Annotated in this window: 27 protein-coding genes and 2 tRNA genes; 18 read left to right on the forward strand and 11 right to left on the reverse strand. The window is 31.5% G+C overall.

Going from position 1 to position 24,375, the window contains the following annotated elements:
• Positions 1-7: 7 nt before the first annotated feature.
• A complete protein-coding gene (locus OB7_RS00670; protein WP_114702231.1) occupies positions 8-1,012 on the reverse strand; it encodes a M42 family metallopeptidase in 1,005 nt (334 codons plus the stop codon).
• A gap of 78 nt (positions 1,013-1,090) precedes the next feature.
• Between OB7_RS00670 and tilS the strand changes: the two genes are divergently transcribed.
• The 11 genes from tilS to OB7_RS00725 all read left to right on the forward strand — a co-directional run bounded on the left by tilS (position 1,091) and on the right by OB7_RS00725 (position 11,573).
• The gene (tilS, locus tag OB7_RS00675; protein WP_114702232.1) at positions 1,091-2,374 is read left to right on the forward strand and encodes a tRNA lysidine(34) synthetase TilS; all 1,284 of its coding nucleotides are present in this window, start codon (positions 1,091-1,093) and stop codon (positions 2,372-2,374) included.
• Positions 2,371-4,227 (forward strand): ATP-dependent zinc metalloprotease FtsH, encoded by a 1,857-nt coding sequence (gene ftsH, locus OB7_RS00680; RefSeq protein WP_004104198.1) that lies wholly within the window; start codon positions 2,371-2,373, stop codon positions 4,225-4,227. Before tilS ends, ftsH begins: the two co-directional genes overlap by 4 nt.
• Complete coding sequence (locus OB7_RS00685) at positions 4,181-4,585, forward strand: thioesterase family protein (protein WP_249030975.1); 405 nt, start codon at positions 4,181-4,183, stop codon at positions 4,583-4,585. The genes ftsH and OB7_RS00685 overlap by 47 nt, the downstream gene beginning before the upstream one ends.
• Entirely contained in the window at positions 4,569-5,951 is a 1,383-nt protein-coding gene (locus OB7_RS00690) for a B12-binding domain-containing radical SAM protein (RefSeq protein WP_114702233.1), read from the forward strand. Before OB7_RS00685 ends, OB7_RS00690 begins: the two co-directional genes overlap by 17 nt.
• Positions 5,952-6,016: 65 nt before the next feature.
• Positions 6,017-6,106, forward strand: a tRNA-Leu gene (locus OB7_RS00695).
• 41 nt (positions 6,107-6,147) lie between these two features.
• A tRNA-Met gene (locus OB7_RS00700) sits at positions 6,148-6,224 on the forward strand.
• Between the two features lie 111 nt (positions 6,225-6,335).
• A complete protein-coding gene (locus OB7_RS00705) occupies positions 6,336-7,343 on the forward strand; it encodes a TolC family protein (protein WP_114702234.1) in 1,008 nt (335 codons plus the stop codon).
• Between the two features lie 2 nt (positions 7,344-7,345).
• Entirely contained in the window at positions 7,346-8,680 is a 1,335-nt protein-coding gene (locus tag OB7_RS00710; RefSeq protein WP_114702235.1) for a TolC family protein, read from the forward strand.
• On the forward strand, positions 8,677-9,696 hold the full coding sequence (locus tag OB7_RS00715) for an efflux RND transporter periplasmic adaptor subunit (protein ID WP_012579577.1): 1,020 nt from the start codon (positions 8,677-8,679) through the stop codon (positions 9,694-9,696). The genes OB7_RS00710 and OB7_RS00715 overlap by 4 nt, the downstream gene beginning before the upstream one ends.
• Positions 9,697-9,712: 16 nt before the next feature.
• A complete protein-coding gene (locus OB7_RS00720; protein ID WP_114702236.1) occupies positions 9,713-10,411 on the forward strand; it encodes an ABC transporter ATP-binding protein in 699 nt (232 codons plus the stop codon).
• Positions 10,392-11,573, forward strand: coding sequence for an ABC transporter permease (locus tag OB7_RS00725; protein WP_114702237.1), 1,182 nt, complete (start codon positions 10,392-10,394; stop codon positions 11,571-11,573). The genes OB7_RS00720 and OB7_RS00725 overlap by 20 nt, the downstream gene beginning before the upstream one ends.
• Positions 11,574-11,597: 24 nt before the next feature.
• Here the strand turns inward: OB7_RS00725 and OB7_RS00730 are convergent, their stop codons facing one another.
• The 10 genes from OB7_RS00730 to kal are packed head-to-tail and all read right to left on the reverse strand — an operon-like array spanning position 11,598 to position 20,478.
• Positions 11,598-11,894, reverse strand: coding sequence for a hypothetical protein (locus OB7_RS00730; RefSeq protein ID WP_114702238.1), 297 nt, complete (start codon positions 11,892-11,894; stop codon positions 11,598-11,600).
• A complete protein-coding gene (gene kamE / locus OB7_RS00735; RefSeq protein ID WP_012579574.1) occupies positions 11,891-12,676 on the reverse strand; it encodes a lysine 5,6-aminomutase subunit beta in 786 nt (261 codons plus the stop codon). Before kamE ends, OB7_RS00730 begins: the two co-directional genes overlap by 4 nt.
• Before the next feature lie 2 nt (positions 12,677-12,678).
• Positions 12,679-14,235, reverse strand: a complete 1,557-nt coding sequence (gene kamD / locus OB7_RS00740; RefSeq protein ID WP_114702239.1) for a lysine 5,6-aminomutase subunit alpha — start codon at positions 14,233-14,235, stop codon at positions 12,679-12,681.
• Positions 14,213-15,574 carry a lysine 5,6-aminomutase reactivase ATPase KamC gene (gene kamC, locus OB7_RS00745; protein WP_114702240.1) on the reverse strand — a complete coding sequence of 454 codons (1,362 nt, stop codon included), beginning with the start codon at positions 15,572-15,574 and terminating at the stop codon, positions 14,213-14,215. Before kamC ends, kamD begins: the two co-directional genes overlap by 23 nt.
• The gene (kamB, locus tag OB7_RS00750; protein WP_004104182.1) at positions 15,571-16,542 is read right to left on the reverse strand and encodes a lysine 5,6-aminomutase reactivase subunit KamB; all 972 of its coding nucleotides are present in this window, start codon (positions 16,540-16,542) and stop codon (positions 15,571-15,573) included. The genes kamC and kamB overlap by 4 nt, the downstream gene beginning before the upstream one ends.
• The gene (locus OB7_RS00755) at positions 16,539-16,949 is read right to left on the reverse strand and encodes a MaoC family dehydratase (protein WP_012579570.1); all 411 of its coding nucleotides are present in this window, start codon (positions 16,947-16,949) and stop codon (positions 16,539-16,541) included. Before OB7_RS00755 ends, kamB begins: the two co-directional genes overlap by 4 nt.
• The gene (gene kamA, locus OB7_RS00760) at positions 16,946-18,217 is read right to left on the reverse strand and encodes a lysine 2,3-aminomutase (protein ID WP_114702241.1); all 1,272 of its coding nucleotides are present in this window, start codon (positions 18,215-18,217) and stop codon (positions 16,946-16,948) included. Before kamA ends, OB7_RS00755 begins: the two co-directional genes overlap by 4 nt.
• Before the next feature lie 12 nt (positions 18,218-18,229).
• Positions 18,230-19,267 carry an L-erythro-3,5-diaminohexanoate dehydrogenase gene (kdd, locus tag OB7_RS00765; protein WP_012579569.1) on the reverse strand — a complete coding sequence of 346 codons (1,038 nt, stop codon included), beginning with the start codon at positions 19,265-19,267 and terminating at the stop codon, positions 18,230-18,232.
• 4 nt (positions 19,268-19,271) lie between these two features.
• On the reverse strand, positions 19,272-20,090 hold the full coding sequence (kce, locus tag OB7_RS00770; protein ID WP_004104173.1) for a 3-keto-5-aminohexanoate cleavage enzyme: 819 nt from the start codon (positions 20,088-20,090) through the stop codon (positions 19,272-19,274).
• A 4-nt stretch (positions 20,091-20,094) separates the two neighbouring features.
• Positions 20,095-20,478, reverse strand: a complete 384-nt coding sequence (gene kal, locus OB7_RS00775; protein WP_012579568.1) for a 3-aminobutyryl-CoA ammonia lyase — start codon at positions 20,476-20,478, stop codon at positions 20,095-20,097.
• A gap of 249 nt (positions 20,479-20,727) precedes the next feature.
• Between kal and OB7_RS00780 the strand changes: the two genes are divergently transcribed.
• The 7 genes from OB7_RS00780 to OB7_RS00805 are packed head-to-tail and all read left to right on the forward strand — an operon-like array spanning position 20,728 to position 24,363.
• Positions 20,728-21,549, forward strand: a complete 822-nt coding sequence (locus OB7_RS00780; RefSeq protein WP_114702242.1) for a peptidoglycan DD-metalloendopeptidase family protein — start codon at positions 20,728-20,730, stop codon at positions 21,547-21,549.
• A gap of 2 nt (positions 21,550-21,551) precedes the next feature.
• Entirely contained in the window at positions 21,552-22,334 is a 783-nt protein-coding gene (locus OB7_RS00785; protein ID WP_114702243.1) for a 50S ribosomal protein L11 methyltransferase, read from the forward strand.
• On the forward strand, positions 22,307-22,525 hold the full coding sequence (locus OB7_RS10125; protein WP_282956773.1) for a DUF501 domain-containing protein: 219 nt from the start codon (positions 22,307-22,309) through the stop codon (positions 22,523-22,525). Before OB7_RS00785 ends, OB7_RS10125 begins: the two co-directional genes overlap by 28 nt.
• On the forward strand, positions 22,509-22,838 hold the full coding sequence (locus OB7_RS10130; RefSeq protein ID WP_282956774.1) for a DUF501 domain-containing protein: 330 nt from the start codon (positions 22,509-22,511) through the stop codon (positions 22,836-22,838). Before OB7_RS10125 ends, OB7_RS10130 begins: the two co-directional genes overlap by 17 nt.
• Complete coding sequence (locus OB7_RS00795; protein ID WP_114702244.1) at positions 22,835-23,293, forward strand: 23S rRNA (pseudouridine(1915)-N(3))-methyltransferase RlmH; 459 nt, start codon at positions 22,835-22,837, stop codon at positions 23,291-23,293. Before OB7_RS10130 ends, OB7_RS00795 begins: the two co-directional genes overlap by 4 nt.
• Before the next feature lie 9 nt (positions 23,294-23,302).
• Positions 23,303-23,881, forward strand: a complete 579-nt coding sequence (gene rdgB, locus OB7_RS00800) for an RdgB/HAM1 family non-canonical purine NTP pyrophosphatase (RefSeq protein WP_114702245.1) — start codon at positions 23,303-23,305, stop codon at positions 23,879-23,881.
• Positions 23,878-24,363, forward strand: a complete 486-nt coding sequence (locus tag OB7_RS00805; protein WP_004104158.1) for a hypothetical protein — start codon at positions 23,878-23,880, stop codon at positions 24,361-24,363. Before rdgB ends, OB7_RS00805 begins: the two co-directional genes overlap by 4 nt.
• Positions 24,364-24,375: the final 12 nt, after the last annotated feature.

The following is a 24,375-nucleotide window of genomic DNA, read 5'->3' on the forward strand; positions in this document are numbered from 1 at the left end:
AGGCAGTTTATAAGCCCTCCTCAGCGTATTTTAATAGCAAATCGATTGTTGCCTCAACGTCTTTTTTATGAACCATTTCATTTTGTGTGTGTATATATCTAGTTGCGATTGATACTGTTGCACTTGGTATCCCGGCTTTTGTGTGTTGATATCCTCTTGCATCTGTACCACCAAATATTAATACTTCCATTTGATATGGTATTTTATTTTTTTCTGCTAAATCTTTAAGAGTATCTATTATTTTCTTGTCACTTATTGATGCGTTATCTTTAACTTTTATACATGCACCATTTCCAAGTTTCATTGAGACTCTTTTGTATCCTTTTGGGGTATCTCCAGCTGCAGTTACATCAATTGCAATAGTAACGTCTGGATCAATATTATAACCTGCAACGGTTGCTCCAACTAATCCCACTTCTTCCTGGACAGCAAATACACCATATACTGAATTTTTTGGATTTTTAAGTTTTTTAAATAATTCTATGATTACAGCGCAACCTATTCTATCGTCCATTGATTTTGAGATGTAGTAATCACCTTGTTCAACAAAGTATCCATCAAAAGTTCCAAATGTTCCGATTGGGCAAATTTTTTCTGCTTCCTCTTTACTTTTTGCACCAATATCTACGTATAATTTATCAAAAGACAAATTTTTAATGTTTGATATCATATCACTGCCTGTTTCACCTTCAATTCCTACAATTCCAATGATATCCCCAAATCTAAGTTTAGATTGTAATATTGTATATGGTGAAACTCCACCAACCATGTCAATTCTTAAAAAACCGTTATCATCGATGTTTGTAACAACTACGCCTATTTCGTCCATATGTGCGTCAAAAAGAACCTTTTTATCAGAGGTTCCTTTTTTCCAGACAATAAGATTTCCAAGTTTATCAACTTCGTATCCGTCTATGAAACCTTCGAGTTCAGAGAGAATAACTTCTCTTATTTGATGTTCTCTTCCACTTGGACTGTGAGTTTCTGTTAATTTTTTAATTAATTCTTTCATCGAAAAACCTCCTTTTATTTTTTTCAATTTTATTATACACTACTAATATGAAAAATGGCAAATGAAAGAAGGTGAAGAATGTTGACACTATTGGAGAAATTCATACAAAAAATTGAGGAATATAATTTGATAGAAGAAAATGACAGAATACTAGTTGCGGTTTCTGGGGGAGTTGATTCATCAGTTCTTTTAAACTTATTAGCTAAGATAAGAGAATATTTTAAATTTAGTATTTTTTGTGCAACAGTTGATCATGGTATTAGAAAAGAGTCGAAAGAAGAAGTAAAATTTGTTTATAATATGGCGCGATCACTTAATGTTGAATGTTTTATAAAAGAGTTTGATGTTCCATTATATGCAAAAGAGAATAAATTATCTATAGAAGAGGCAGCAAGAAAGTTGAGGTATAAATTTTTGAATGAGCTTGCAGAGAAAATTAATGCAAATAAAATTGCAACAGCTCATAATTTGAATGATCTAGCTGAAACTGTACTTTTTAGACTTGCACGTGGTACTGGCCCATTTGGTATATACGGGATGAAACCTAGAAATGGGAATATAATACGTCCTCTTTTATTTTTTGAAAGAAAAGAAATCGAGCAATTTGCAACTGAAAACAAAATACCGTTTGTGGTTGATAAAACAAATTTTGATACAAAATATACAAGGAATTTTATCAGGCATAAGATTATACCTATTTTTAAAGAAATTAATCCCTTATTTGAACAAGCTGTGTTAAGATTTGTAGAAAATGTATGGGAACTGGATAGTTTTGTAGAAGAGAAGTTAAATGTCAAAACATTTGAATTTGAAGGAAGAATATTTTTTAAAGTACCAAAAGATGAATATATTCTTGTAGAATTTATAAGAAGAAAGACAATGGAGCACTTTGGAAGAGCCCCTGATAAGGAAAAGCTGGATAGATTAAAAAAGAATCTTTATAAGACATCTTTTAAAATAAGTTTTTGGGGGGATTATGGAGTTGAAATTTCATATGGATATGGAGTTTTGGGAAAATTTATAGAACATATGAACTATGAGTGTAGTATGGACTGTCAAAATAATGTTAATTTTGGACCATTTGTGGTTAAATTTGGAAATAATGGTATAATATTTAAGAAAATGAATCTAACCATTAGAAATTATAGATTTGGAGATAAAACAAAGGGAGGTAAGAAATTAAAAGAAATATTTGTAGAAAAAAAAGTTCCTTCATTTATTAGAAGAATTATTCCTATTTTTGTGGATGAAGATGGTTATGTATTTTATATTCCAAATGTGTTTCTTGATAGGGATTATTTATCAAAAGAAGAGAATGGAATATCAATTAAGGTCGAAATGAAAGGAGGTTTTTGGTTTTGAATAGAGGAATTGGTTCGATAATAATTGGGTTGTTGATTATTTTAAGCCTATTTTGGATTTTTGAAAGTGTATTTTTTGGTGGAGCCTCATCAGATGTAACGATGCATTATAGCGATTTTCTTAAGAGATTAAATTCAGATTCGGTGGATATTGCAGAGGTAGTTATTAAAGATGATGGAAACGTATTGTTAAAAACGATTTCAGGAAGGCGATACAATGTCTATGCTCCTTGGGTGAAATATGATATTGATTTGATTAACTCTATGGTTGAAAAAGGGATAAGAGTTACTGCTGAAAAAGGTGTAGACAGCTCGTTCTGGGTAAATCTTGTGGGTAATTTACTATTTTTTGTTTTAATGCTTGTAATGTTTGGATTTTTGATAAGAGGACTTGGTGGTAGAAATAATCAGGCATTTACCTTTACAAAAAGCAGAGCAGAAAAAGTAATGCCAGGTAAAAAGAAAATAACTTTTAAGGATGTAGCAGGTGTTGATGAAGCTGTAGAAGAGCTTCAAGAGATAGTGGAATTTCTAAAAAATCCTACTAAATTTAACAAAATTGGTGCAAGAATGCCAAAAGGTGTGCTTTTGGTTGGGCCTCCGGGAACTGGTAAAACCTTACTTGCAAGAGCAGTTGCAGGTGAAGCCAACGTCCCATTTTTCCATATAAGTGGTTCTGATTTTGTTGAGTTATTTGTCGGTGTCGGTGCTGCAAGGGTTAGAGATTTGTTCAATAAAGCAAAGGAAAGTGCACCATGTATAGTATTTATAGATGAAATTGATGCGGTTGGAAGACATAGAGGAGCAGGTCTTGGCGGAGGTCATGACGAAAGGGAGCAAACGCTAAACCAGCTACTTGTTGAGATGGATGGATTTGATGTAAGAGAAGGTATTGTTGTAATGGCTGCAACAAACAGGCCTGATATACTTGATCCTGCACTATTAAGACCAGGTAGGTTTGATAAGAAGGTAGTAGTTGATCCACCAGATGTAAAAGGAAGGGAAGAAATTTTAAAAATTCATTTAAGAGGAAAACCAATAAGTGAAGATGTTGATGTAAAGGTTTTGGCAAAAAGAACAACAGGGTTTGTTGGTGCTGATTTAGAAAACCTTGTAAATGAGGCAGCACTTCTTGCTGCAAGGGATGGAAGAGATAAAATGAATATGTCTGATTTTGAGGAGGCTATAGATAGAGTAATAGCTGGACCAGCAAGAAAATCAAGACTTATTTCAGAAAAGCAAAAGAAAATAGTAGCATATCATGAACTTGGGCATGCTATAGTTGGAACGGAACTTCCAAATTCAGATCCAGTGCACAAGATATCAATAATTCCACGTGGACATAGAGCATTAGGTTTTACTTTACACTTACCAGCAGAAGACAAGTATTTGATCAGTAAAAATGAGCTTTTGGACAATATAACAGCTCTCTTAGGTGGAAGGGCAGCAGAAGAAATTGTCTTTGGTGATGTAACAAGTGGTGCGGCAAACGATATTGAACGTGCAACTGAGATGGCAAGAAAAATGGTTTGTGAACTTGGAATGAGTGAAAATTTTGGTCCACTTGCTTGGGGAAAAACGGAACAAGAAGTCTTTCTTGGTAAAGAAATAGCAAGAATGAGAAATTATAGTGAAGAAATTGCAAAAATGATTGATAGTGAAATACAAAATATTGTTGGAAGATGCTACAATAAGGCAAAAGAGATATTGATGAAACATAGAAAAAAGATGGATGAATTAGCTGAAATCTTATTAGAAAGAGAAGAAATAAGTGGTGAAGAATTAAGAGAGCTTCTTGTTAAGGGGGATGGAAGATTTGTGGAGGAAGATAGAGGGGATAAGCAAGACGATTGATTTTACTCCTGATGAAAGTTATCTTTGGGATGAAGATGATGAGATGAGAAATTATCATTTTGTTTCTTCTTCTAGTCTTGCTCGTGTGGCTTTTAAGCTTGGTGCAGATATGGTTAAAGATTTTTTGCCGGAGGATTTGATATCTGTTGTGTCAGAGTTTACTGTGAAACATTATATGCCGGTAGTTATTGGAGCTAAGCTTGTTGTTGGAGTAAGAGTAAAGTCGGTAGATGGGAATATGATAAGTTTTTCTGGTTTGATTACTAAAGACAATAAAAAAGTTGCGGAAGTAGAGTTTACTCGAGTTATAGTTTCAAGAAATTATCTTAGGAGGAAAGCAGTTGAGGAGACCACGTAAGAGTGATGATTTTAAAGAGTATTCATATGTAAAAAAATTTAGCGATTCTGAGATAAGATTAAACAGTATTAATGGCAACCGTGGGGTTGCCTTAATTTTTCCGAATAATTATACTGTTGCTGCAAGTTCACTATCTTGGAGTTGGGTTCAGCAGCTATTTTGGGAATACAATATCCCGGTGGAAAGATATTTTTATGAAAAATGGTTCAAAAAATTTTATTCAATAGAATCTTTTACTCCACTAGATGAAAATAAGGTTTTTTTATTTTCTTTTCATTTTGAACCTGATATTGAAAATATAGTGGATATATTAAAAAAACAGGGAATACCAATTTTAAAAAATCAAAGAAATGAAAATCATCCTACTATAATCATAGGTGGAGCAATAACGTTTTTTAATCTTGAACTTGTAAAGCCTATTGCGGATGTTATAGTAATTGGAGATTTAGAGGATAAAGTTGAGCAAATCTCAGAGGGTATTAATATTTTGCTAAAGGACAAGGAAAGTGGATTAAAATTTTTAGACAAAATTGATAATGTAATAGTTAATGAGCAAAAAAATTACACATTAAGTAATTTTGATATATCAAAAAAGCTTCCTGCTTCACACATTATTACTAGATTTTCAGAATTTGGAGAAAAAAGACTTATAGAAATTGGACGTGGATGCATAAGAAGATGTAAATTCTGTGTTATGGGAAATACAAAAAAGCCTGTAAAGTTTGTAAAACCAGAACTTATAAAAGACTTATTAAAAGATGAAAAATATCCAATTGGTATAATTAGTGCAACTATAACAGATTATCCATGGCTTGATGAATTACTTGATATTTTGGAATACTATGAAATAAAATTTTCGGTTTCTTCGATGAGAGCAGATGGGATTACAAAAAGACTTTTAAGGCTTTTAAAAGAAAGTGGTCAAAATACATACACGATTGCACCAGAAGGTATTTCTCAAAAAATTAGAGACGTTATGTTAAAAGATCTTAATGAAGAAGAATTGTTAACTGCTCTTGAGATGGGAAGAATGGAGAATTTTTCAAGTGTTAAGCTTTATTATATAGTTGGTTTTGATGAAGAAGATAATGAAGATTTTAATGAACTTAAATCTTTTATTGACAAGGTAAAAAAGCTTGGATATAAGTCTATTACTTTAAGTATTAATCCTTTGATTCCAAAGAAAAACACACCATTTTATGGAAGAAAATTTATAAATGAGAGAAGGTATAATGAGATAAGAAAATGGATGTATGAAAATTTAAAGGGAGTAAAACTTCACTTTGAAAGTTATAAACTTTCTAAAAAACAGAATTTATACAATAATATTAGTTTAGAAGAATTAATAAATCTTTTTAGTAAGTAATTAAAGAGAATCTCAAAAAAGATATTGACTAATTAAAAATTTATGATAGAATAGAAAACGGTGACGCCGGGGTGGCGGAATTGGGAGACGCAGCGGACTTAAAATCCGCTGGGGGTTACACCTCCGTGTCGGTTCGAGTCCGATCCCCGGCACCACTTGAAAAAAATGGAAGTTTTGTTATAATAGATATAGACGGTGCGGGGTGGAGCAGTCTGGCAGCTCGTTGGGCTCATAACCCAAAGGCCGCAGGTTCAAATCCTGCCCCCGCTACCAGACAAGGAGAGCAGGCAGTAGTCTGCTCTCTTTTTTTATTTTTTATTTTTTAAGTTTTTTTTAAGGTTTGTTTGTTATAATTTATACAACAAATTTAAAGGAGGGAAAACGATGAAAAAATTGGTATCGTTTTTAGTTCTGTTTTTTGTTTCTTTTTCATTTGCACTTTCTGATGATATAATTTTGGGATTAAAACAGAAAGATTCATATGTTTCAAACGCTTTGACTTTTGAGAAAAAGAAGATTGAGTATGAAAATTTAAAAATTACTGCAGATAGTACCATTTCAAAATTAAGTGCTGAGGTTCAATATTATTCTGCACTTTCACAATTTCAAAATGGGGAAAGCAATTTTTTTAAGTCTGTTGTTTCGATATTATTTTCTTTAAACATTAATAAGCTAAATTTACAGATAAAAAAGCTTTCGTATGAAAATGCAAAGATCAGTTATGAAAATTCAAAAGAGTTGTATGAAAAAAACTTAATTTCTAAAGCAGAATGGTTAAAGGCAGAATATGATTTGGAGAATGCCGAGTATAATTTAAAGCTTGCAGAAAAAAATCTTGAAGATAGTTTAAGTGATTTTAGAAAATATTTTGACTTTGATGAAAATTTTACTCTTGATGTCAATTTTATTGATTTAAAAATTACTACGAATGTAGAGGAATTACCTGATTATAAGGTTCAGTTATTAAATTATCAAATTTTATATGATGAATATATGGTTGAAAAAGATTATCTCTCAGAATCTGAAAAAAGGCAAAAAGAAATTGACCTGCAAATTTCAAAAATTAACCTTGAAGATTTAAAAGAAAGTATTGAAAAAAGTATTTCATCTTTTAATGATGAACTCGAACTTATTAAAAAGGAACTTGAAGTTTTAGAGGCAAATAGAAAATATCAAGAAGAAAATTTGAATTATACTAAAGTAAGATATGAAAAGGGATTAGTTGAAAATTCTCAATACAATCAAGCACAAATTTCTTATCTTAACGCTTTGCTTCAAATTGAAAATAAAAAGATGAATTATATTACTAAATTAATAGATATTTCAAAATATTCTGAAAGGAGTATCGAAGATATTTTAAAAGAAGCATTGGTTATAAATTGGGGTGATTAAAATTGAAGAAAATAATATTAATATTTATTTTTGTCTTTTCAAGCCTTATTTTTTCAAATATGCAAGAGGAGATAAGAAATTACGTTGAAAATTCTCCAGAATATCTTCAAGCATTAAAAAATTACATCAATTTATCTTATGAGAAAGGATATAGCTTAAGTTTTGGTACAAATTTAAATAAGGTTTCATTTGAATACGACTTTGATAGTTATCAGTTAAGTGTGCCAGTGACTTTCAGTTTTTCCGATGATTTTAGTGTGAGTGCAAATTTTTCGGCTAATAACGATGTTCTAACATTTCCAGTTGGAATAGATTTTAATGTTTTTAATTTTGATATTAATCTAAATGGCAACTTTAGATTTGTTAATGATGAATTCAAAGATTCATATGGTATTTCAATTAGCAAAAATTTGTTTGATAATAGTGATGAAGAGGATTTAGAAGAGAAAATTTCTCTTTTAAATGCAAAATGGAATTTACTCAATGTAAAAAATCAAAAGGTTATAGAATACCTAAATAATGCGTATTATAGCCTTTACTATTCCAAAATGTATGAAATCTACTCTAAATTGTATCAATTAAAGAAAGAAGAGTTTAAAAAAGTTGAAGAAAAATACTCAAAGGGTATTATCTCTCAGATAGAGTATCTTAATGAGAAAAAATCTTTGCTTATGTTGCAAAAAAATTTAAAAAGCTATGAAAGTAAAAAAAGTGAATATGAAAAATATTCTGGCTTTCCATTTAATATGTTTGAAGTTAACTTACCACAGAAAGATTTTGGAAAAAGGTTAGATTTAAAAGCCTTAGAGATTCAAAAACAGTTAAATGAGTTGAAAAAAGAAAGATTATATCAACTTTATGTACCAAATATAAACTTGGGTTTTTCCATTGACTATGACTACAAAGAAGGTAGCAGTGATAAAGAATTTAAGCCTAAAGTCTATTTGAGCTTTACATTAGATTTATTCGGAAATAAAAAGCTTGAAAAAGAAAATATTTTAATTGACTATGAAATAGCATCAAAAAATCTCCAAGAAAAGATCGATATGTTAGAAAACCAATATGAACAATTTTTTTACGAACTTGAAAACTCTAATAATGATTATGAAATAGCATTAATTGAGAAAAAGATAAAAGAAATTAACTTGGAAAAAGTTAAAGAAAAGTTTGAAAAGGGGTTAGTAACTGAAAATGAATATAAGATATCAGAATATGAATATTTGATAGAAGAATATAATCTTGAAAATGTAGAATTTTCTATCTTTATTAAAAAGCTAAATATCTATAGCTTTTTAGGATACGATCTTTTGTCTCTTATTGAGGAGGTGCTAGAGTGAAAAAGAAAGCTTTTATTCTTTCTTTAATGATTTTGATTTTATTAATCTCTTCATGTGGTTTAAACTCTAATAAGGATAATGTAGCGCTTGTAAAAAGCATAGAATATACAGTTAAAAAATCAGACTTGGTAGAATCGGTAAGTGCAACTGGAAAAATCATACCAAAAAATTATATGACGATTTATCCGGAGGTTTCAGGAAAAGTTGTAGAAGTTTACGTAAATGAGGGTGATTTTGTTAAAAAAGGAGATCCTATTTTAAAGATTGATGATGAAGATTATAAGATTTCTTATTTAAATGCAAAACTCTCATATGAAATGGTAAAAGGAAATGGAACACTCGAGGAAGAATTAAAGAGACTTCAATATGAAAAAGCATACGATGATTTTGTAAATACAGTTATAAAGGCGCCAATATCTGGATATATTGTAAATTTTTCGAAAAAAGTTGGAGACTTGGTAAATCAAAATCAAGCTTTATGCGTAATTTTAGATAGGTCTAATTTTGAATTTGAAGGAACTATTGATATTATTGATTATTCAAAGGTACAGGTAGGTCAAAAAATAAGTATTGAAGTTGAAGGAAATTCTGAAATATTGCAGGGGGAGATTACCTATAAGCAAATTGCTAATATCTCATCTGCAAATGTGACAACAGCAACAATAAGAGCTGATATTAATAAGGTAAAATTTCCTGAAAATATTTTTATAGGAGCATCATGTGAAGGTGAAATTTTAACGATTAACAAGAAAGATGTCTTAAAAGTTCCAACAAACGCAGTGATAGTAAAAAATGGAAAAAGGTATGTTCAAGTAAAAACTGGAGAAGATGAAAATAATAATCCCATTAGTGAGCTTAGAGAAATTAAAATTGGTGCAATTACTGAAGATTTTGTAGAAGTTGTATCAGGATTAAATGAAGGGGATGTTGTACTAATTCAAAATAAATCTTTAAGTAAGAATTTAAGTAAAGCTGGGAATGCTGCACCACCTCCACTTGTAAGACCTGGTAAATAAAGAAAGAGGTGAGTATATGGAAATAGTCTTTGAAATGAATCAGGTTAAAAAAATCTATAAAATGGGTGATGTGGATGTCAAAGCTTTGGATGGAATATCGTTTAAAATAAAAAAAGGAGAATTCGTTATCATTATGGGGCCTTCAGGATCCGGGAAATCAACTACTTTACACATTATGGGATGTCTTGATAAACCAACTAGTGGAAATGTTTATATAGATGGTGTTGATGTAAGTAAGCTAAACGATAAATTACTTGCAAAAATTAGAGGTGAAAAGATAGGCTTTGTCTTTCAACAATTTAATTTGCTTCCAAGACTTACAGCACTTGAAAATGTAGAACTTCCGATGATGTATAAAGGAGTTCCTTTGAAAAAGAGGCGTAAAAGGGCGAAAGAATTGCTGGAGTTAGTTGGACTTGGTGATAGAATTAATCACAAACCAACACAACTATCAGGAGGACAAATGCAAAGAGTTGCTATTGCAAGGGCACTTGCAAATGAGCCAAGTTATATTTTGGCAGATGAACCAACTGGGAATTTGGATTCAAAGAGTGGAGAAGATATTTTAGAGATATTTAAGCGTTTAAATAAAGATGGTATGACCGTTGTAATTGTAACTCATGACCCTGAGTTAGAACTCTTGGGAAATCATGTAATTTTTCTAAGAGATGGAAAGATCCAAGGGAGAGATATCTATGATTTACGAGATGTTTAAAGAGGCTATAAGAAGTTTGATGTACAATAAAATGAGATCTTTTCTTTCTATGCTTGGAATAGTAATTGGAGTAATGGCAGTAATAATAGTACTTTCACTTGGAAATGGTGCAACTTACTCAGTAAAAAGTGAAATTGAATCAATAGGCTCAAACGTCTTTTTTGTAATGGCAAAGAGGACAAAATACGGAAAACTTACTTTGGATGATATTGAAGAAATGAAAAGGCAAGCGATGTATCTTACCGACATTACTCCAAGCTTTTCATCGAATGGTAATTTCAAATATGCTGAAAATACTATTTCAACACAATTTTATGCTACAAATCCAGATTTTATAAATATATTTGGCCTCAAGGTAGAAAGTGGAAGACTAATTAATGCGCTTGACTTTGAAGGTGGTTTAAAGGTTGCTGTAATAGGAAGTTATGTGGCTGAAGAATTATTTGGAGAAGAAGATCCTTTAGGAAAAGAAATAAAGCTATATATTAATAATAGGTTTTTGCCGTTAAAAGTTGTTGGAGTTCTTGAAGAAACAGGATCAAAATTATTTTTAAATGTAGACAATGTAGTATTCATACCATTTACAACGGTTGAGCAAAGGTTATTGAAACTAGATACTGTAAATCAATTTTTTGCTAAGGCAAAAAATAGCGAAGTGGTAGAGCAAGCAAAAGATGAACTAGAAATATTTTTATTTTCAAGGTTAAAAGATGAGGATTCTTATAAAATTTTAAGTCAGGATGAAATACTTGATACTATAAATCAAGTTACAGGAATGCTTAATTTAGTTCTTGGAGCTATAGCAGGGATTTCACTTCTTGTCGGTGGTATAGGAATAATGAATATTATGTTGGTGTCAGTTACTGAAAGAACACGTGAGATAGGAATAAAAAAGGCAATAGGTGCAACAAATTCAAATATTATGCTTCAATTTTTAATTGAATCATCCATTTTAACAGTTAGTGCTGGAATAATTGGAGTAATTATGGGAATGGTCTTTTCAAACTTTATAGGTAAATTTATAAATGTTACTCCACACTTTAGAGTTGATCAAATTATTCTATCATTTGTTATTTCAGGCCTTATTGGATTATTTTTTGGGATTTATCCTGCAATTAAAGCTTCAAAGCTTAATCCTGTTGATGCATTAAGGTATGAATAAAGCCCTATGGAATTTCCATAGGGCTTAAAATTCAAGTGCAATAACTATTGAAAATTTATAGCCTTTAAATTTATGCATTTTATATAGCATTATACCATATATATCTGCAAGTATATCGTAAAAATCGCATACGCCATTTTTAGATAATAGATCGTACACTTCTTTTGCAATCCCTATTGAAAAAGTAATAACTTCACTTTTATCTGAAAAGGATGAGAAAATAGATTCTAAGACGCTCGATACATTCATATGAAGTAATTTGTCATCTGAAAAGCAAGAAATAGCAATTAAAATTGTAAATATTAAAACTAACCTTTTCATTTTGCTTGCATTCTTCTATAAAGTTCTTTTGCAACAAAAGCTCCAACATGTTCTGCAAATGTATTTGGGCCAAAGCCCGCATCATATCCAAGTTCTTTTGCAAGTTCGTGGGTAATTCTTGGACCACCTACTACTAATATAACGTTATCGCGTATTCCTTCTGCTTCAAGTAGCTCTACTAATTCCGTTAAATGTTTTATGTGGATATTTTTTTGTGTAACCGTTTGTGAAACAAGTAAAGCATCGGCTTTTACTTCAATAGCTTTTTTAACAAATTCTTCAACAGGAACCTGACTTCCCATATTGTAAACTTCGAACATTTCGTATCTTTCTAGTCCGTAGTGTCCTGCAAATCCTTTCATGTTTAAAATTGCATCGAGACCAACCGTGTGTGCATCAGTGCCAATTGTCGCACCTACAACCACTATTTTCCTTCCAATTTTTTCTTTTATAAATTGATCGATTTCATACATTGTCATTTCATCAACCTGAACTTTTGGAACATGTATGCTTTCATAATCGACTGTGTGGATACAGTCTCCGTAACCTATAAAGAATGTAAAACCTTTTGTAAGCTCTTTTGAAAACACAACTTGTGGATTTTCTAGTCCCATTTTTTTCATTATTATTTTTGCAGCCTCTACTGCCTCATCCCCATATGGGACAGGCAAAGTAAAGCTAACTTGTACTTTCCCATCGTTCATTGTATCTCCATATGGTTTGACTGCTTTTAGATTAAGAGTTTTATCTATATTTTTCTTTTCAAGATTGTATCCGCTCATTTTTAGCACCTTCCTTCTAACATTTTTTCGATAAATGGGTTAATGTAATTTTTCCCTTTTAAGAAGACGCCGTCGAGTCCTTTTCCACCATCAATTGGTCTTTTTACGTTTGCAAATACACCTTTGCTTAGAGCTTTAAACAAACCATCTTCAGCAATTTTTTCCAATAGTTCTATTGCTTCGTCAAGTACTTGTTTTGCTCTTTTTTGAATTATTCCGTCTTCTTTAAAGTAAATTTCATCACCAATATTTCTCATATTGTTGAATATGTATTTTGCAGTTTCAATGGCAAGGTACCTATCTGACATAAATGGAGTGTGAATAGCTTCTGTTAGCATACCAAGAAGTTGAATTCCTTGCTTGGTCCATATAGATACAACGTTGAACATAGCATCTTGAACGATTCCTTTGAAAATATTTCCAGTCATGTATTTTGTTGGAGGCATGTACTTTAGTGGAGCTTTTGGGAATATTTCTCTAGCCATTTGAGCTTGTGCAAGTTCATATAAAAATCCGTTTTCTATATCCGGATTCATTTCAAATGCGTGACCCAGCCCCATTTGCTCTTCAGGAATTCCTGCCATTAATGCAAGTTGTTCATTTATAAATTGTGAGGCAAGTACAGTGTGTGCCTCTTCATAAGCGTCAGCAGTTGTAAGATAATTGTCTTCTCCTGTGTTTATTATTATTCCTGCAAAGCCGTTGATAACTCTTGAAAAGTGTTGATCTATTATTGTTCTTTGCATATTAATATCTCTAAAGAGTATTCCATACAGTGCATCATTTAGCATCATATCCAATCTTTCAAGTGCACCCATTGCAGCTATTTCTGGCATACAGAGTCCAGAAGCATAATTAACCTGGCGTATATACCTTTTAACTTCGTATGAAACCTCATCAAGAGCTTTTCTCATTATTCTAAAGTTTTCTTGGGTTGCATAAGTTCCACCGAATCCTTCAGTTGTTGGACCATATGGAACATAATCAAGCAAGCTTTGTGCTGTAGAACGTATTACAGCTATAATATCTGCTCCTTGTCTTGCAGCTGCTTGAGCTTGAACAACATCTTCATATATATTTCCTGTTGCAACTATAACGTAAAGATATGGTTGTTTTCCTTCTCCAATTTCCCTTATCATCCTTTCACGCGTTTCTTTGTTATCTTTTATTTTGTTTATAGTCTGGTTTACATAAGGCTCTAGTGTATCAAGAACCTTATCTAAAGAATTCATTTTTAATTTTCCTATATTCAATTTTTTCCCAGCAATTTCTTCAGCAATTTGTTGAGGTGAAAGTCCTGTTTCGATAATTGCGTTGCCAATACAATATGCTGCTCCCATTTCAATTAATCCATTTTCTTTAAGATGATCAACAACAACATTTGGAAGAGGCACACCTTCAGCATTTACTCCATCAATTCCCAAGAATCTGCATATTGTTCTTTCGATTGATGTTGTAGAACGCGGCTCAACAAATTCTTTTACTCCGTCAGCTATCTTTTTAGAAAGTTTTCTTGCATATTCAACTTTTTTAAAATCAAGACCTAATTTGCTTTTCATCAGTTAATACCTCCTCGACTTTAGAAACTATATCATTATCTATTTTTAAAATTTTAAGTATCTTTAATGCTTCTTTTGGTGGGTTATAAAGCTGAACTTCTTCAACTGAATAATCGAAATAGTCTTGAATATCTTTGCTTGGATCTATTTTTTCAACATCTTTTAGTCCTTTGACCCTTAAATGCCTCATTTCTTTGTCGATAACATTATCAAAGTGCGTTGAAATTACACAGATAACATTTCCTCTGTTGAAAAGGTTTGATATGGTTTTTACAATAGCACTACCTTCAGTTGGATTTGTTGTCCTTGCAGGTTCGTCTAAAAGGATAAGTATTTTTTTACCACTTTTTATTTCATTATATATGTTATTTATTATTTCCATTTCGGCTGCAAAAGAAGAAAGTCCAAGCTTTATATTTTGAAAATCTCCAGAAACAAAGAAAATTTCATCAAAAATTGGAAGTTTAGAAAATTCGGCTGGAACATAGAACCCCATCTGAAACATCATTTGTGATAGTGCAATCGTTCTTAAAAGTACAGTTTTACCCCCCATATTTGCTCCTGTTATTATCTGAGTTCCTGGATTCAAAGTAATATCAATTTTTTGAAATTTTTTTCCTCGATCATTTAATAAATTTTCAACCTCAGGGTTGAATAATTTTTCATATATTATTTCAAAAGAACTGTTAATCTGTGGCATTTTTAAATTTAACTTTTTTGATAACTCGTACTTAGAAATAGACAGATCAAGAAATGAAATTATTCGAAAATTCTTAAGGAGCTTATTTGAAAATTTATGTAGTTTTTTAGATAGTTTTTCACAAATTTCTCTTTCAATTTCTTTTTCTCTTGAAAGGATTTCAAGTAATTTGCTTTCATCATTTTCACTTTCTTTTATTTTTCTTATCTCTTTTAGATTTTTATCGTATTCTTCGTATATATAAAATGTAGGAAGTCTTTCACCGCGTGGATCAAGTATTTCTATAACTTCTTCAATATTTTCCAAATTGAAAATATTGTAAATTTCTAAAGTATTAAGTAATTTTAACAAGTCCTGTGAAAATATTGAAAAAACTTTTATTTGGAAAAGCTCAATTTCATCTAGAGTGCATTCAAAACTTAACTTTTTAATTGTTTCTTCTATATCTTGAATGTGTGAAAGAATTTGTTTGATTTTTTCAATGTTTTTTTCTTCAATATTATTAAAAACTTCAATTGCTTGAAGATTTTTTTTAATTTCTTCTTTGTTATTCATTATTTTTATATTTTCAAATGCTTTTTTACCAAGTGGTGATGAAAAATCTAATTGTTTTCTTATGTATTCAAAACCTGTATTCATATGCTATCAACCTTTCTGATATTTACCACAGGAATATCAATTTCTTTTGAAATTTTTTCGATTAAAACTTCTTCATTTATTTGATATCCATATGGTGAAGTTGGATTGACAGTAATAAGGCATAGATTTGGTTTGTTTAATACAAATATGTTCCCTCCAAGTTTTTTAAAGAGCTTGAGTGTAGAAGATTTTGCAAAAATTTTTGAAAAATCTTTGACAATTATGTCTAATATTATATTTTTGTCTATAAGTTTTTTAACAAAGCTATCTGTTAATGCACCTATGATTATTATTTCTTTTACCTCTTTTAATTTATCAAAATCTTCAAAATTTAAGGTACTTTCACCCAGTAATTTAAGATCTTTTAAGTAAATTCCCTTTTCAAGGTTTATATTGTTTAGGTTATAAAGTTTGTATTTTGGAAGATTAATTTTGTAGATTAGATCTATGGTTTTTGATGCGATCTTTTCTACATCAAGGCTAACTGCTGCACCTGTTGCAAGAACTACAGCATCACTGATTGAAGAACTGCTTATTCTAGAAAGTGCACCATCTATTAGTATCTTTTTTGCACCAAAATTAAATAATTTGTTGTTAATTTCATTTAACCAATCAATTGTAGTAGGCCCGGCAAGAATTATTTTTCCCCTTTCTCTTGCACGGGCTATTATTATTCTTCCAGTAGATGTTCTCCTGTCTGAGACATAAAGAATTTCTGCTGAAAAATTTTTCATTTTAAAATATTTTTCTGTTGTGGCAAAGATTATATTTTTTTCTACAAAAATATTAGGCTTTTTAGTAAATGTTACCTGATCCTTTTCTTCACCATCAATCCCAATTGAGGTAATTCCCAAGGTGTATCTTTTATTAAGGTTTTTAAGTAAAAAATTAAATGTTTCAGTTTTTCCTGTGTTTTTTTCAAGCCCAACAATTGCTATAACTTTGTGTTTTTCAAATGTTTTAATCATAGAAATTTCAATGACACCATAGCCTCCCCTTCTACTGCAAGTTCTCCAGATTCTTTGTATATATTTGTTGAAAGCTTTGCTCTCTTTTTATTATCATCTTTTTCTACAATTTTAATTACTATCTTTATTTTTTCACCAATATAGACTGGTTTTAAAAATTTAGCATTTTGAGACATGTAAATTGTTCCAGGACCTGGAAATTCCATTCCAAGAACTGCAGATATATATCCAAGAAGTAAAATTCCATGAGCAATTCTACCACCAAAAACTGAATTTTTTGCGTATTCTTCATCAAGATGTACAGGATTTTTATCTCCCGTTATTTGAGCAAAACTTACAACATGTTGATCTTCAACAACCTGAGATTTTTCGTATGTATCACCGACTTTTAAATCGGAATATTTCACTTTTTTTCACCTCTTTTTTCTTTCCATTTTCTAATTCTTTCATGTCTTTCAAGGTGAGCTGGCTCCATTGAGATTTTTTTGCTATCGTATAATGAAGCAATACCGCTCAATTTGTATTTTTCTCTGTATTCACTGTCATCGACGTCACTTTCAGTGTCTTCAGGTTCATGATATGCTACGATAACCCCTTCATAGTTTCTAAGGATTGCAGTTTTATCAGAGTAAGAAATAAGGTATTCTGGCATAAGACGAATTTTTCCTCCACCTGCGGGAGCATCAACAACGTATGTAGGAACACAAAAACCAGAGGTGTGTCCTATTAAACTTTCAATTATTCTAAGACCCGTTCCAATGGATGTTCTAAAATGTGAAATTCCCTGTGAAAGATCACACTGGTATAGATAATACGGTCTTACTCTTATTTTTACAAGTTGGTGTACAAGTTCCATCATGATATATGGACTATCGTTTACACCGCGTAGTAAAACAGATTGATTTCCAAGTGGAATACCAGCATCTGCTAGCATTTCACATGCTCTGGAGCTTTCAGGTGTAATTTCTTTTGGATGGTTAAAATGGGTATTGAGCCATATTGGGTGATATTTTTTTAGCATATCAGTTAATTCTTTTGTTACTATTTGTGGAATCACAACAGGAGCTCTTGAGCCAATTCTAATAATTTCAACATGCTTTATTTTCCTTAGTTCCTTTAAAATATATTCGAGCATATCAATTCCAGCAAGTAATGCATCCCCACCAGAGAGTAGAACATCCCTAACCTGAGGTGTTTCTCTTATGTATTCAATTGCTGCATCTATTTCTTGTTTTGTTCTTGCTCTGTCGTGTTGACCAGCAAATCTTCTTCTTGTGCAGTGTCTACAGTACATTGCACACATATCAGTTACAAGAAGCAAAACTCTATCAGGGTATCTGTGGGTAAGTCCTGGAACAGGCGAATCTTCATCTTCATGCAAAGGATCTACCATATCCCACGGTTTTACTTCGAGCTCTTTTATTGTTGGAACAGCTTGTCTTCTAATAGGACATTTTGGATTGTCTGGATCCATTAATGATGCATAATATGGAGTTATTGCCATCCTAAGTGTTTTCAAACTATTTCTTATTCCATTTTCTTCTTCAGGCGTTAAGTTAATTACTTGTTTTAATGTGTCAACATCGGTAATTCTGTTTCTTATTTGCCATTTCCAATTGTTCCATTCTTCTTCGCTAACGTTTTTCCAAAGTGGAATTTCCTTATAATTTCTCATGCATCTTCCCCCTTAACAATATTTTTCTTCAAAGAGTTTTCTTATTTCTTTTGACTCTCTCAAGATGTTCAAGCTCAACTCTGCGTGTCCTTTTGTGTATCCATTTCCTATAATCATAGTTACATCTTTTCCAACGCCTTCTGCACCAAGTGCAGCTCTTGTAAATGATGTGGCCATACTAAAGAAATAGATAATTCCTTCATCTTTTGTTATAAGTATCGATGACATTTCAGTTGTTGGAACATTTACATTGTTTATGGTTACATCTGCAAGTTGTCCACCTGTAACTTTTAAAAATTCGTTGTAAACTTCTACAGGTTTTGTTGCATCTGCAACAATTACATCATGAGCTAGGTTTAGTTTTCTAACTTTTTCAGCGTTTTCTTGGGAATATTCAATTGCTATTACCCTGCCACTACTACCAACATTTTTCATTGCTTGATAGCAGCACAATAATCCTGATTTACCGCCAGCACCGATTATAGCTACAGTCATACCTTTTTTAACCAGTTTATTTACTTGAGCGGGTGCTCCAGCAACATCTAATACCGCAAGTGCAAGCTTTTCTGGAATATCATCTGGAAGTTTTGCGTATATGCCTGTTTCAAATAAAATTGCTTTTCCTTTTATGTCAACCTGATCAGCATCGATCTTAATATTTAGTATTTCGTCGATTTTAAGAGGAGTTAGAGAGAGAGAAACTAGTGTAGCTATTTTATCACCAACTTTGAGATCTGTTTTTAAATCACTTCCTATTTCTTCTACTACTCCGATTAGCATTCCCCCACTGCCTGTTACAGGATTTTGCAGCTTTCCTCTCTCGTTTACTATGGAAAGGATTGTTTTTTTCATACAATCAATGTCTTTGTTACAGGATTCCTTTATTTGTGTAAAACTTGCAGAGTCGACATTCAATGTTTTTACATCAATTAATATTTCGTTTGTATATATTTCCATTGTATTATCAATTTTTTTTGCTGCCTGTGGTAAAGTACCTTTTGGTTCTATCACTCTGTGAGTTCCATATGGGCATCCTCTTTTATTTATCATAGTTTCACTCCTTTCTTATTCCTAGTATTTTTCTTGCTTCATCTGGTGTTGCTATTTCCCTTCCCAATTCTTTTGCGATTCTTACAATTCTTTCTACTAATTGGGCATTTGACTTTGCAAGTTCGCCTTTTTTGTAATAGATATTATCTTCAAAGCCAACTCTAACATGACCGCCCATTAAAATAGCATGTACTGCAAGTGGTAATTCATATCTACCTATTCCAGCAACGCTCCATGTAGAACCAGGTGGTATTTTGGATACGAGATAGACAAGATCTTCAATAGTTCCTGGTATTGCTCCTGGAACTCCCATTACAAAATCAAAGTGCAAAGGAGGGTTTAAAAGCCCTTTATCAACAAGTTTTATTGCAGTTTCAATCATTCCCCTTTCAAACACTTCAATTTCAGGCTTTATATTTCTTTTTTTCATTTCAATAGCAAATTTTTCGATATATTCCATTGGATTTAAAAAGACATCGTTTCCAAAGTTGCATGTCCCGGCACTCAATGTTGCCATTTCTGGGTTAGTAAGTAATGGTTGCATTCTTTCTTCAAAAGTATGCCAAGTTGCACCACCTGTAGAAGGTTGGAAGATGATATCACATTTTTTTTCAATTTTTTCTTTTATTTCTTTGTATACTTCATACGATTGGGTTGGAGTTCCATCATCTAATCTTGCGTGAACATGGGCAATTGATGCACCGGCAAGGTAGCATTCATATACCGCATCGGCTATTTCATCTGGAGTGATCGGTAAATTGGGTTGCTTTTCTCTAGTAACTTCTGCACCGGTAACGGCGACTGTAATTATGAGTTTTTCCATATTCTCACCTTTTCCTTTGCTTTTCTAATGGTACAACGCATGTACCACTTGCTTTACATACGATTATAGGTTCCTCTAAAACGTCTGCTGCACTGTCATTGATATCTGGCCTTGCAGTTATGACCTTTTTTGCAACAAAGACCATTTTTCTTGAGGTTCTTCCTACCTCAACTATTTCTCCTGTAACCTCAATAAAGTCACCGGCATACACAGGTGCTAAAAATTCAATATTATCGTACGCTCTAAAAAGGCCTTCATCTCCGTCATGCCTAATGAGTAATTCAGTTGCTACATCACCAAAAAGTTGCAATATTTTTGCACCATCGACAAGATTTCCACCGTAGTGGGCATCTGCCGTACTCATTCTTACTCTGATAGTTGCAGTCATGTATATCCCCCTTCTTTTTAGCGTTTAGTTCTAACTTGTATATTAACAATAATTTATAATTTTGGCAAAAGTTGTTAATATTTATTAAAAATGATTAATATTAAATAACTTATTCAACTGTTTTTTTGCGCATTTTTTCGAATGTGCTTTTTTTAACTAATACTATTTTATTCTGACTTTTATCAATTTGTATTTTTTGTGGAGTATATGATAAAATAAATTTTGTAAATGGTGAAAGGAGTGTATAAGGTGAATAAAAAAGTTTTAGCAATATTCTTTTTTTTGATAGCTGCAAGTTTATTTGCAAATTATTATATTTTAAATTACTATATTCAACCTGGAGACACCCTTTATTTAATTTCCAAGGAATTTAATGTTTCACCTTCAGTTATACTTGATTGGAATGATATTGATCCTTATCATCTTAAGGTGGGACAATCAATAAAGATTCCACAGCCAAACGGAATAATTTATGAAGTAAAACAAGGAGATACACTGTACGATATTTCACTCCGATTTTTTACAACAGTTGATGCAATCAAAAAGGCTAACAATCTACTTAGTAGTTTTATTTATGTCGGGCAGAAATTATTTATACCAATAGATTATGTTGGTGTAGCGTTTAACGTATATGATAAAAGTTTTATTTGGCCGGTATATGGAAAAATTTCTTCAACATATGGCTGGCGTATTCACCCTATATATCAAAAAAGAACTTTTCATACAGGTCTTGATATAGCAGCTCCAGAAGGAAGTCCAATTTTTTCTGCCACAAACGGTGTAGTAACTCATGCAGGTGAGTATGGAGGATATGGATTGGCAGTAATTGTAAAATATGGAAACTATGAGATAGTTTATGGTCATATGTCTAAGATTAGTGTTTATAAAGGCCAAACCGTAAAAAAAGGGGAACTTCTTGGAAGAGTGGGGTCAACAGGAATTAGTACAGGCCCTCACTTGCATTTTGAAGTAAGAATAAATGGAAAACATACGAATCCTGTTGCATTTTTGCCATCTTATGGTAGAATGTATGTTCTCAAAGATCAAGGGTTATATTTGGGTGGTGAGTAGTTTTGAATAAAGTATTTAACGAATTTGTTTACAAAATTTCTCAAGATCAAGTTGAAAAAATTGAAGAGTACTTTTTTGAAAATAATATAAAAAATTATTATTTTTATGAAACAAAAGAAGGTACTTTTTTGGTTTTGGTTTTTGAAGAAAAACAAGAAAATGTTTTTCTGCCATTTAACTTAGAATTTGTTGAAAATAGGACAACAACTTCTGAAGATTGGGTGAAAAATTTAATTACAAAGCCTTTTGAATTCATTGAAGGAGTTTATGTTGATCCAGATCATAACAATGTGGATGGTGAGATAGTTATTAGAATTACCCCAGGGCTTGCATTTGGAACGGGGCTTCACGATACGACAAAGCTTAGTGCAAAGTTTTTAAAGAAATATTTAAGGTCTGGTATGGATGTTTTGGATTTGGGATGTGGTAGTGCTATATTAAGTATTTTAGCTAAAAAACTTGGAGCTGGTAGAGTTCTTGGAGTGGATAATGATCCTTTAGCTGTTGAAGCGGCAAAAGAAAATGTTGAAAGAAATAATGTTGATGTTGAAATAAGACAATCGGATTTATTTTCAAACGTTGATGGAAAATTTGACTTGATCGTTTCAAATATAATTGCAGAAATATTAATAGAAGCGTTAAAAGATTTACCAAAATTTCTTAAAGAAGATGGTATAGTAATTTTATCTGGAATTATTGATTCCAAATTGCCACTTTTTAAAAGTTACAACATAGTTGAACATTGGAGGAGCAATGAATGGAATGCTTTAGTGATAAAGATATAAGAAAAATAGTTGAAAAACAGTTGTCAATTAATGCAACAAATTTTTGTAAAGTTGCAAAATTTTGTTCGTATGGTTTTCCTCAAGTTATTAAAAGTCTTCCAATAAAAGATGAAAAACCATTTCCCACATTGAATTACCTAGTTTGCCCGTATCTTATAAAAGAAGTATCTCGCCTTGAAGAAAAGGGCTAACATAAAAAAATTTCAAGATGAGGTAGAAGCTGAAAAAGAACTTAGAGAAAAATTAGTAAATGCTCACATGAAGGTCATAGAAGAACGGGATAAATTTTTTGAAAGAGACGATTTGAAAAAGTATGAGCAGTGGAGAAAAGTTTTAAAAAGTGTTGGAAGTGGTGGTATAAAAGATTTTACTAAAATAAAATGTTTACATCTTCATCTTGCAGACTTTCTTGCAGGAATTGAAAATCCAATAGGTGAAAAGGTGGCAAGTTTATTAAAATCGCTTGAATGTGATGATTCATATTGTAAGAGGTTTTTAGAATGAATGTAGAAATAATTGTTCCTGGAAAGCTTTCAAGTCATTTGCAAAACGTTTTTGATTTTTATTTAAAAAAATTAAAGCGTTTTGCAAATTTAACTGTTACGTTTACAAAGCTTGGTGGAGATGTTAATAGAGAATCAAAGCATGTGATTTTAAGGCGAGAAAAAGATGAAATTTTAAATAAGGTTAAAAACAGAAAGTTTATTTTAATAGATCTCCATGGGAAACAGATGGATAGTATTTCGTTTTCAAAATTAGTTGAAAATGGGATGTTATCGGGAGAGTTATTGTTTGTTATAGGAGGACCGCTTGGTATAGATGATGAATTAAGAAAAAAAGCAAGCTTAAAAATTTCTTTGTCTAAAATGACTTTTACTCATGAATTTACACTTGTTATACTTTTAGAGCAACTTTTTAGAGCGTTTAAAATTATAAATAATGAAAAATATCATTATTGAGGTGAGAATGTGATTTATGTGGCAACAACAAATGAACACAAAGTTCACGAAATTATGGATATTTTGAGTGATTTTAATTTGGAACTATTAAAATCACCAAAAAAAGTTGATGTTGAAGAAGATGGAAAATCTTTTTTTGAAAATTCTGTGAAAAAAGCTTACTATTATGGAATGGAGTTAAATAACCCTGTAATTTGTGATGATTCAGGACTTGTTATAAATGCTCTAGGTGGAATGCCTGGGGTTGAAAGTGCTAGATTTATGGAAGGCTACAGCTATGAAGAAAAGATGAAAGAACTTTTAAGACGATTGCAAAATTTTGATGATAAAAGTGCAAGTTTTGTTTGTGTTGCAACATATTTTAACCCAAATAATGGAGTTTTAATTTCTGCGGAAGGAATAGTAAACGGAACGATTTCCGATAATATAAGAGGTAAATTTGGATTTGGATATGATCCATTCTTTATACCTGAAGGTTATGATAAGACTTTTGGGGAACTTGGCGAAAGTGTAAAAAGACAAATAAGCCATAGGAGTAGAGCTTTTAGAAAGTTATTTGAATTATTGAAAAAGGTGGGAGAGATTTGAGAATCCTTCTTTCAAATAGTTTTTTAGTGGAGGAATTTGAACCAGACATATGGGTGACTAATGATTTTGAAAATTTGCAAATTCCATATACTCTCTTTTATAATGGACAGGCTGTATTTATTTACGATCATTTTAAGTTCGTAGATACTATTTTGAATAATTCAGAAAAGATAATAGACTTTGGGTTTTTCAAAGCTGGCATATTGGTTGGAAGTTCTATATCGGTTGCTGAAAATTACTTAAAAGATGTTGAACTTTTTATAGCTTTTGATAAAACAAACTATACCAGTAAATTTTTGCTTAGAAAAGCTCAGACTATTGTGGCAAGTGATATTTCAGGGAAGACAATTTTATCTTTGTTTATTTACAAAGATAAAACAAACTATATAAAAACGTTGCCAAATATTGGAATAGTTGATGACAGTATGTCGCATGTTTTGTGGGAAAAAGAATTTAAAGAAAGTAAAAGAGTGGAAATATAAGGAGTTGAAGTA

Origin of the sequence: Thermosipho africanus Ob7 (assembly GCF_003351105.1) — a bacterium.
In the GTDB taxonomy this organism is placed as follows: Bacteria; Thermotogota; Thermotogae; order Thermotogales; family Fervidobacteriaceae; genus Thermosipho; species Thermosipho africanus.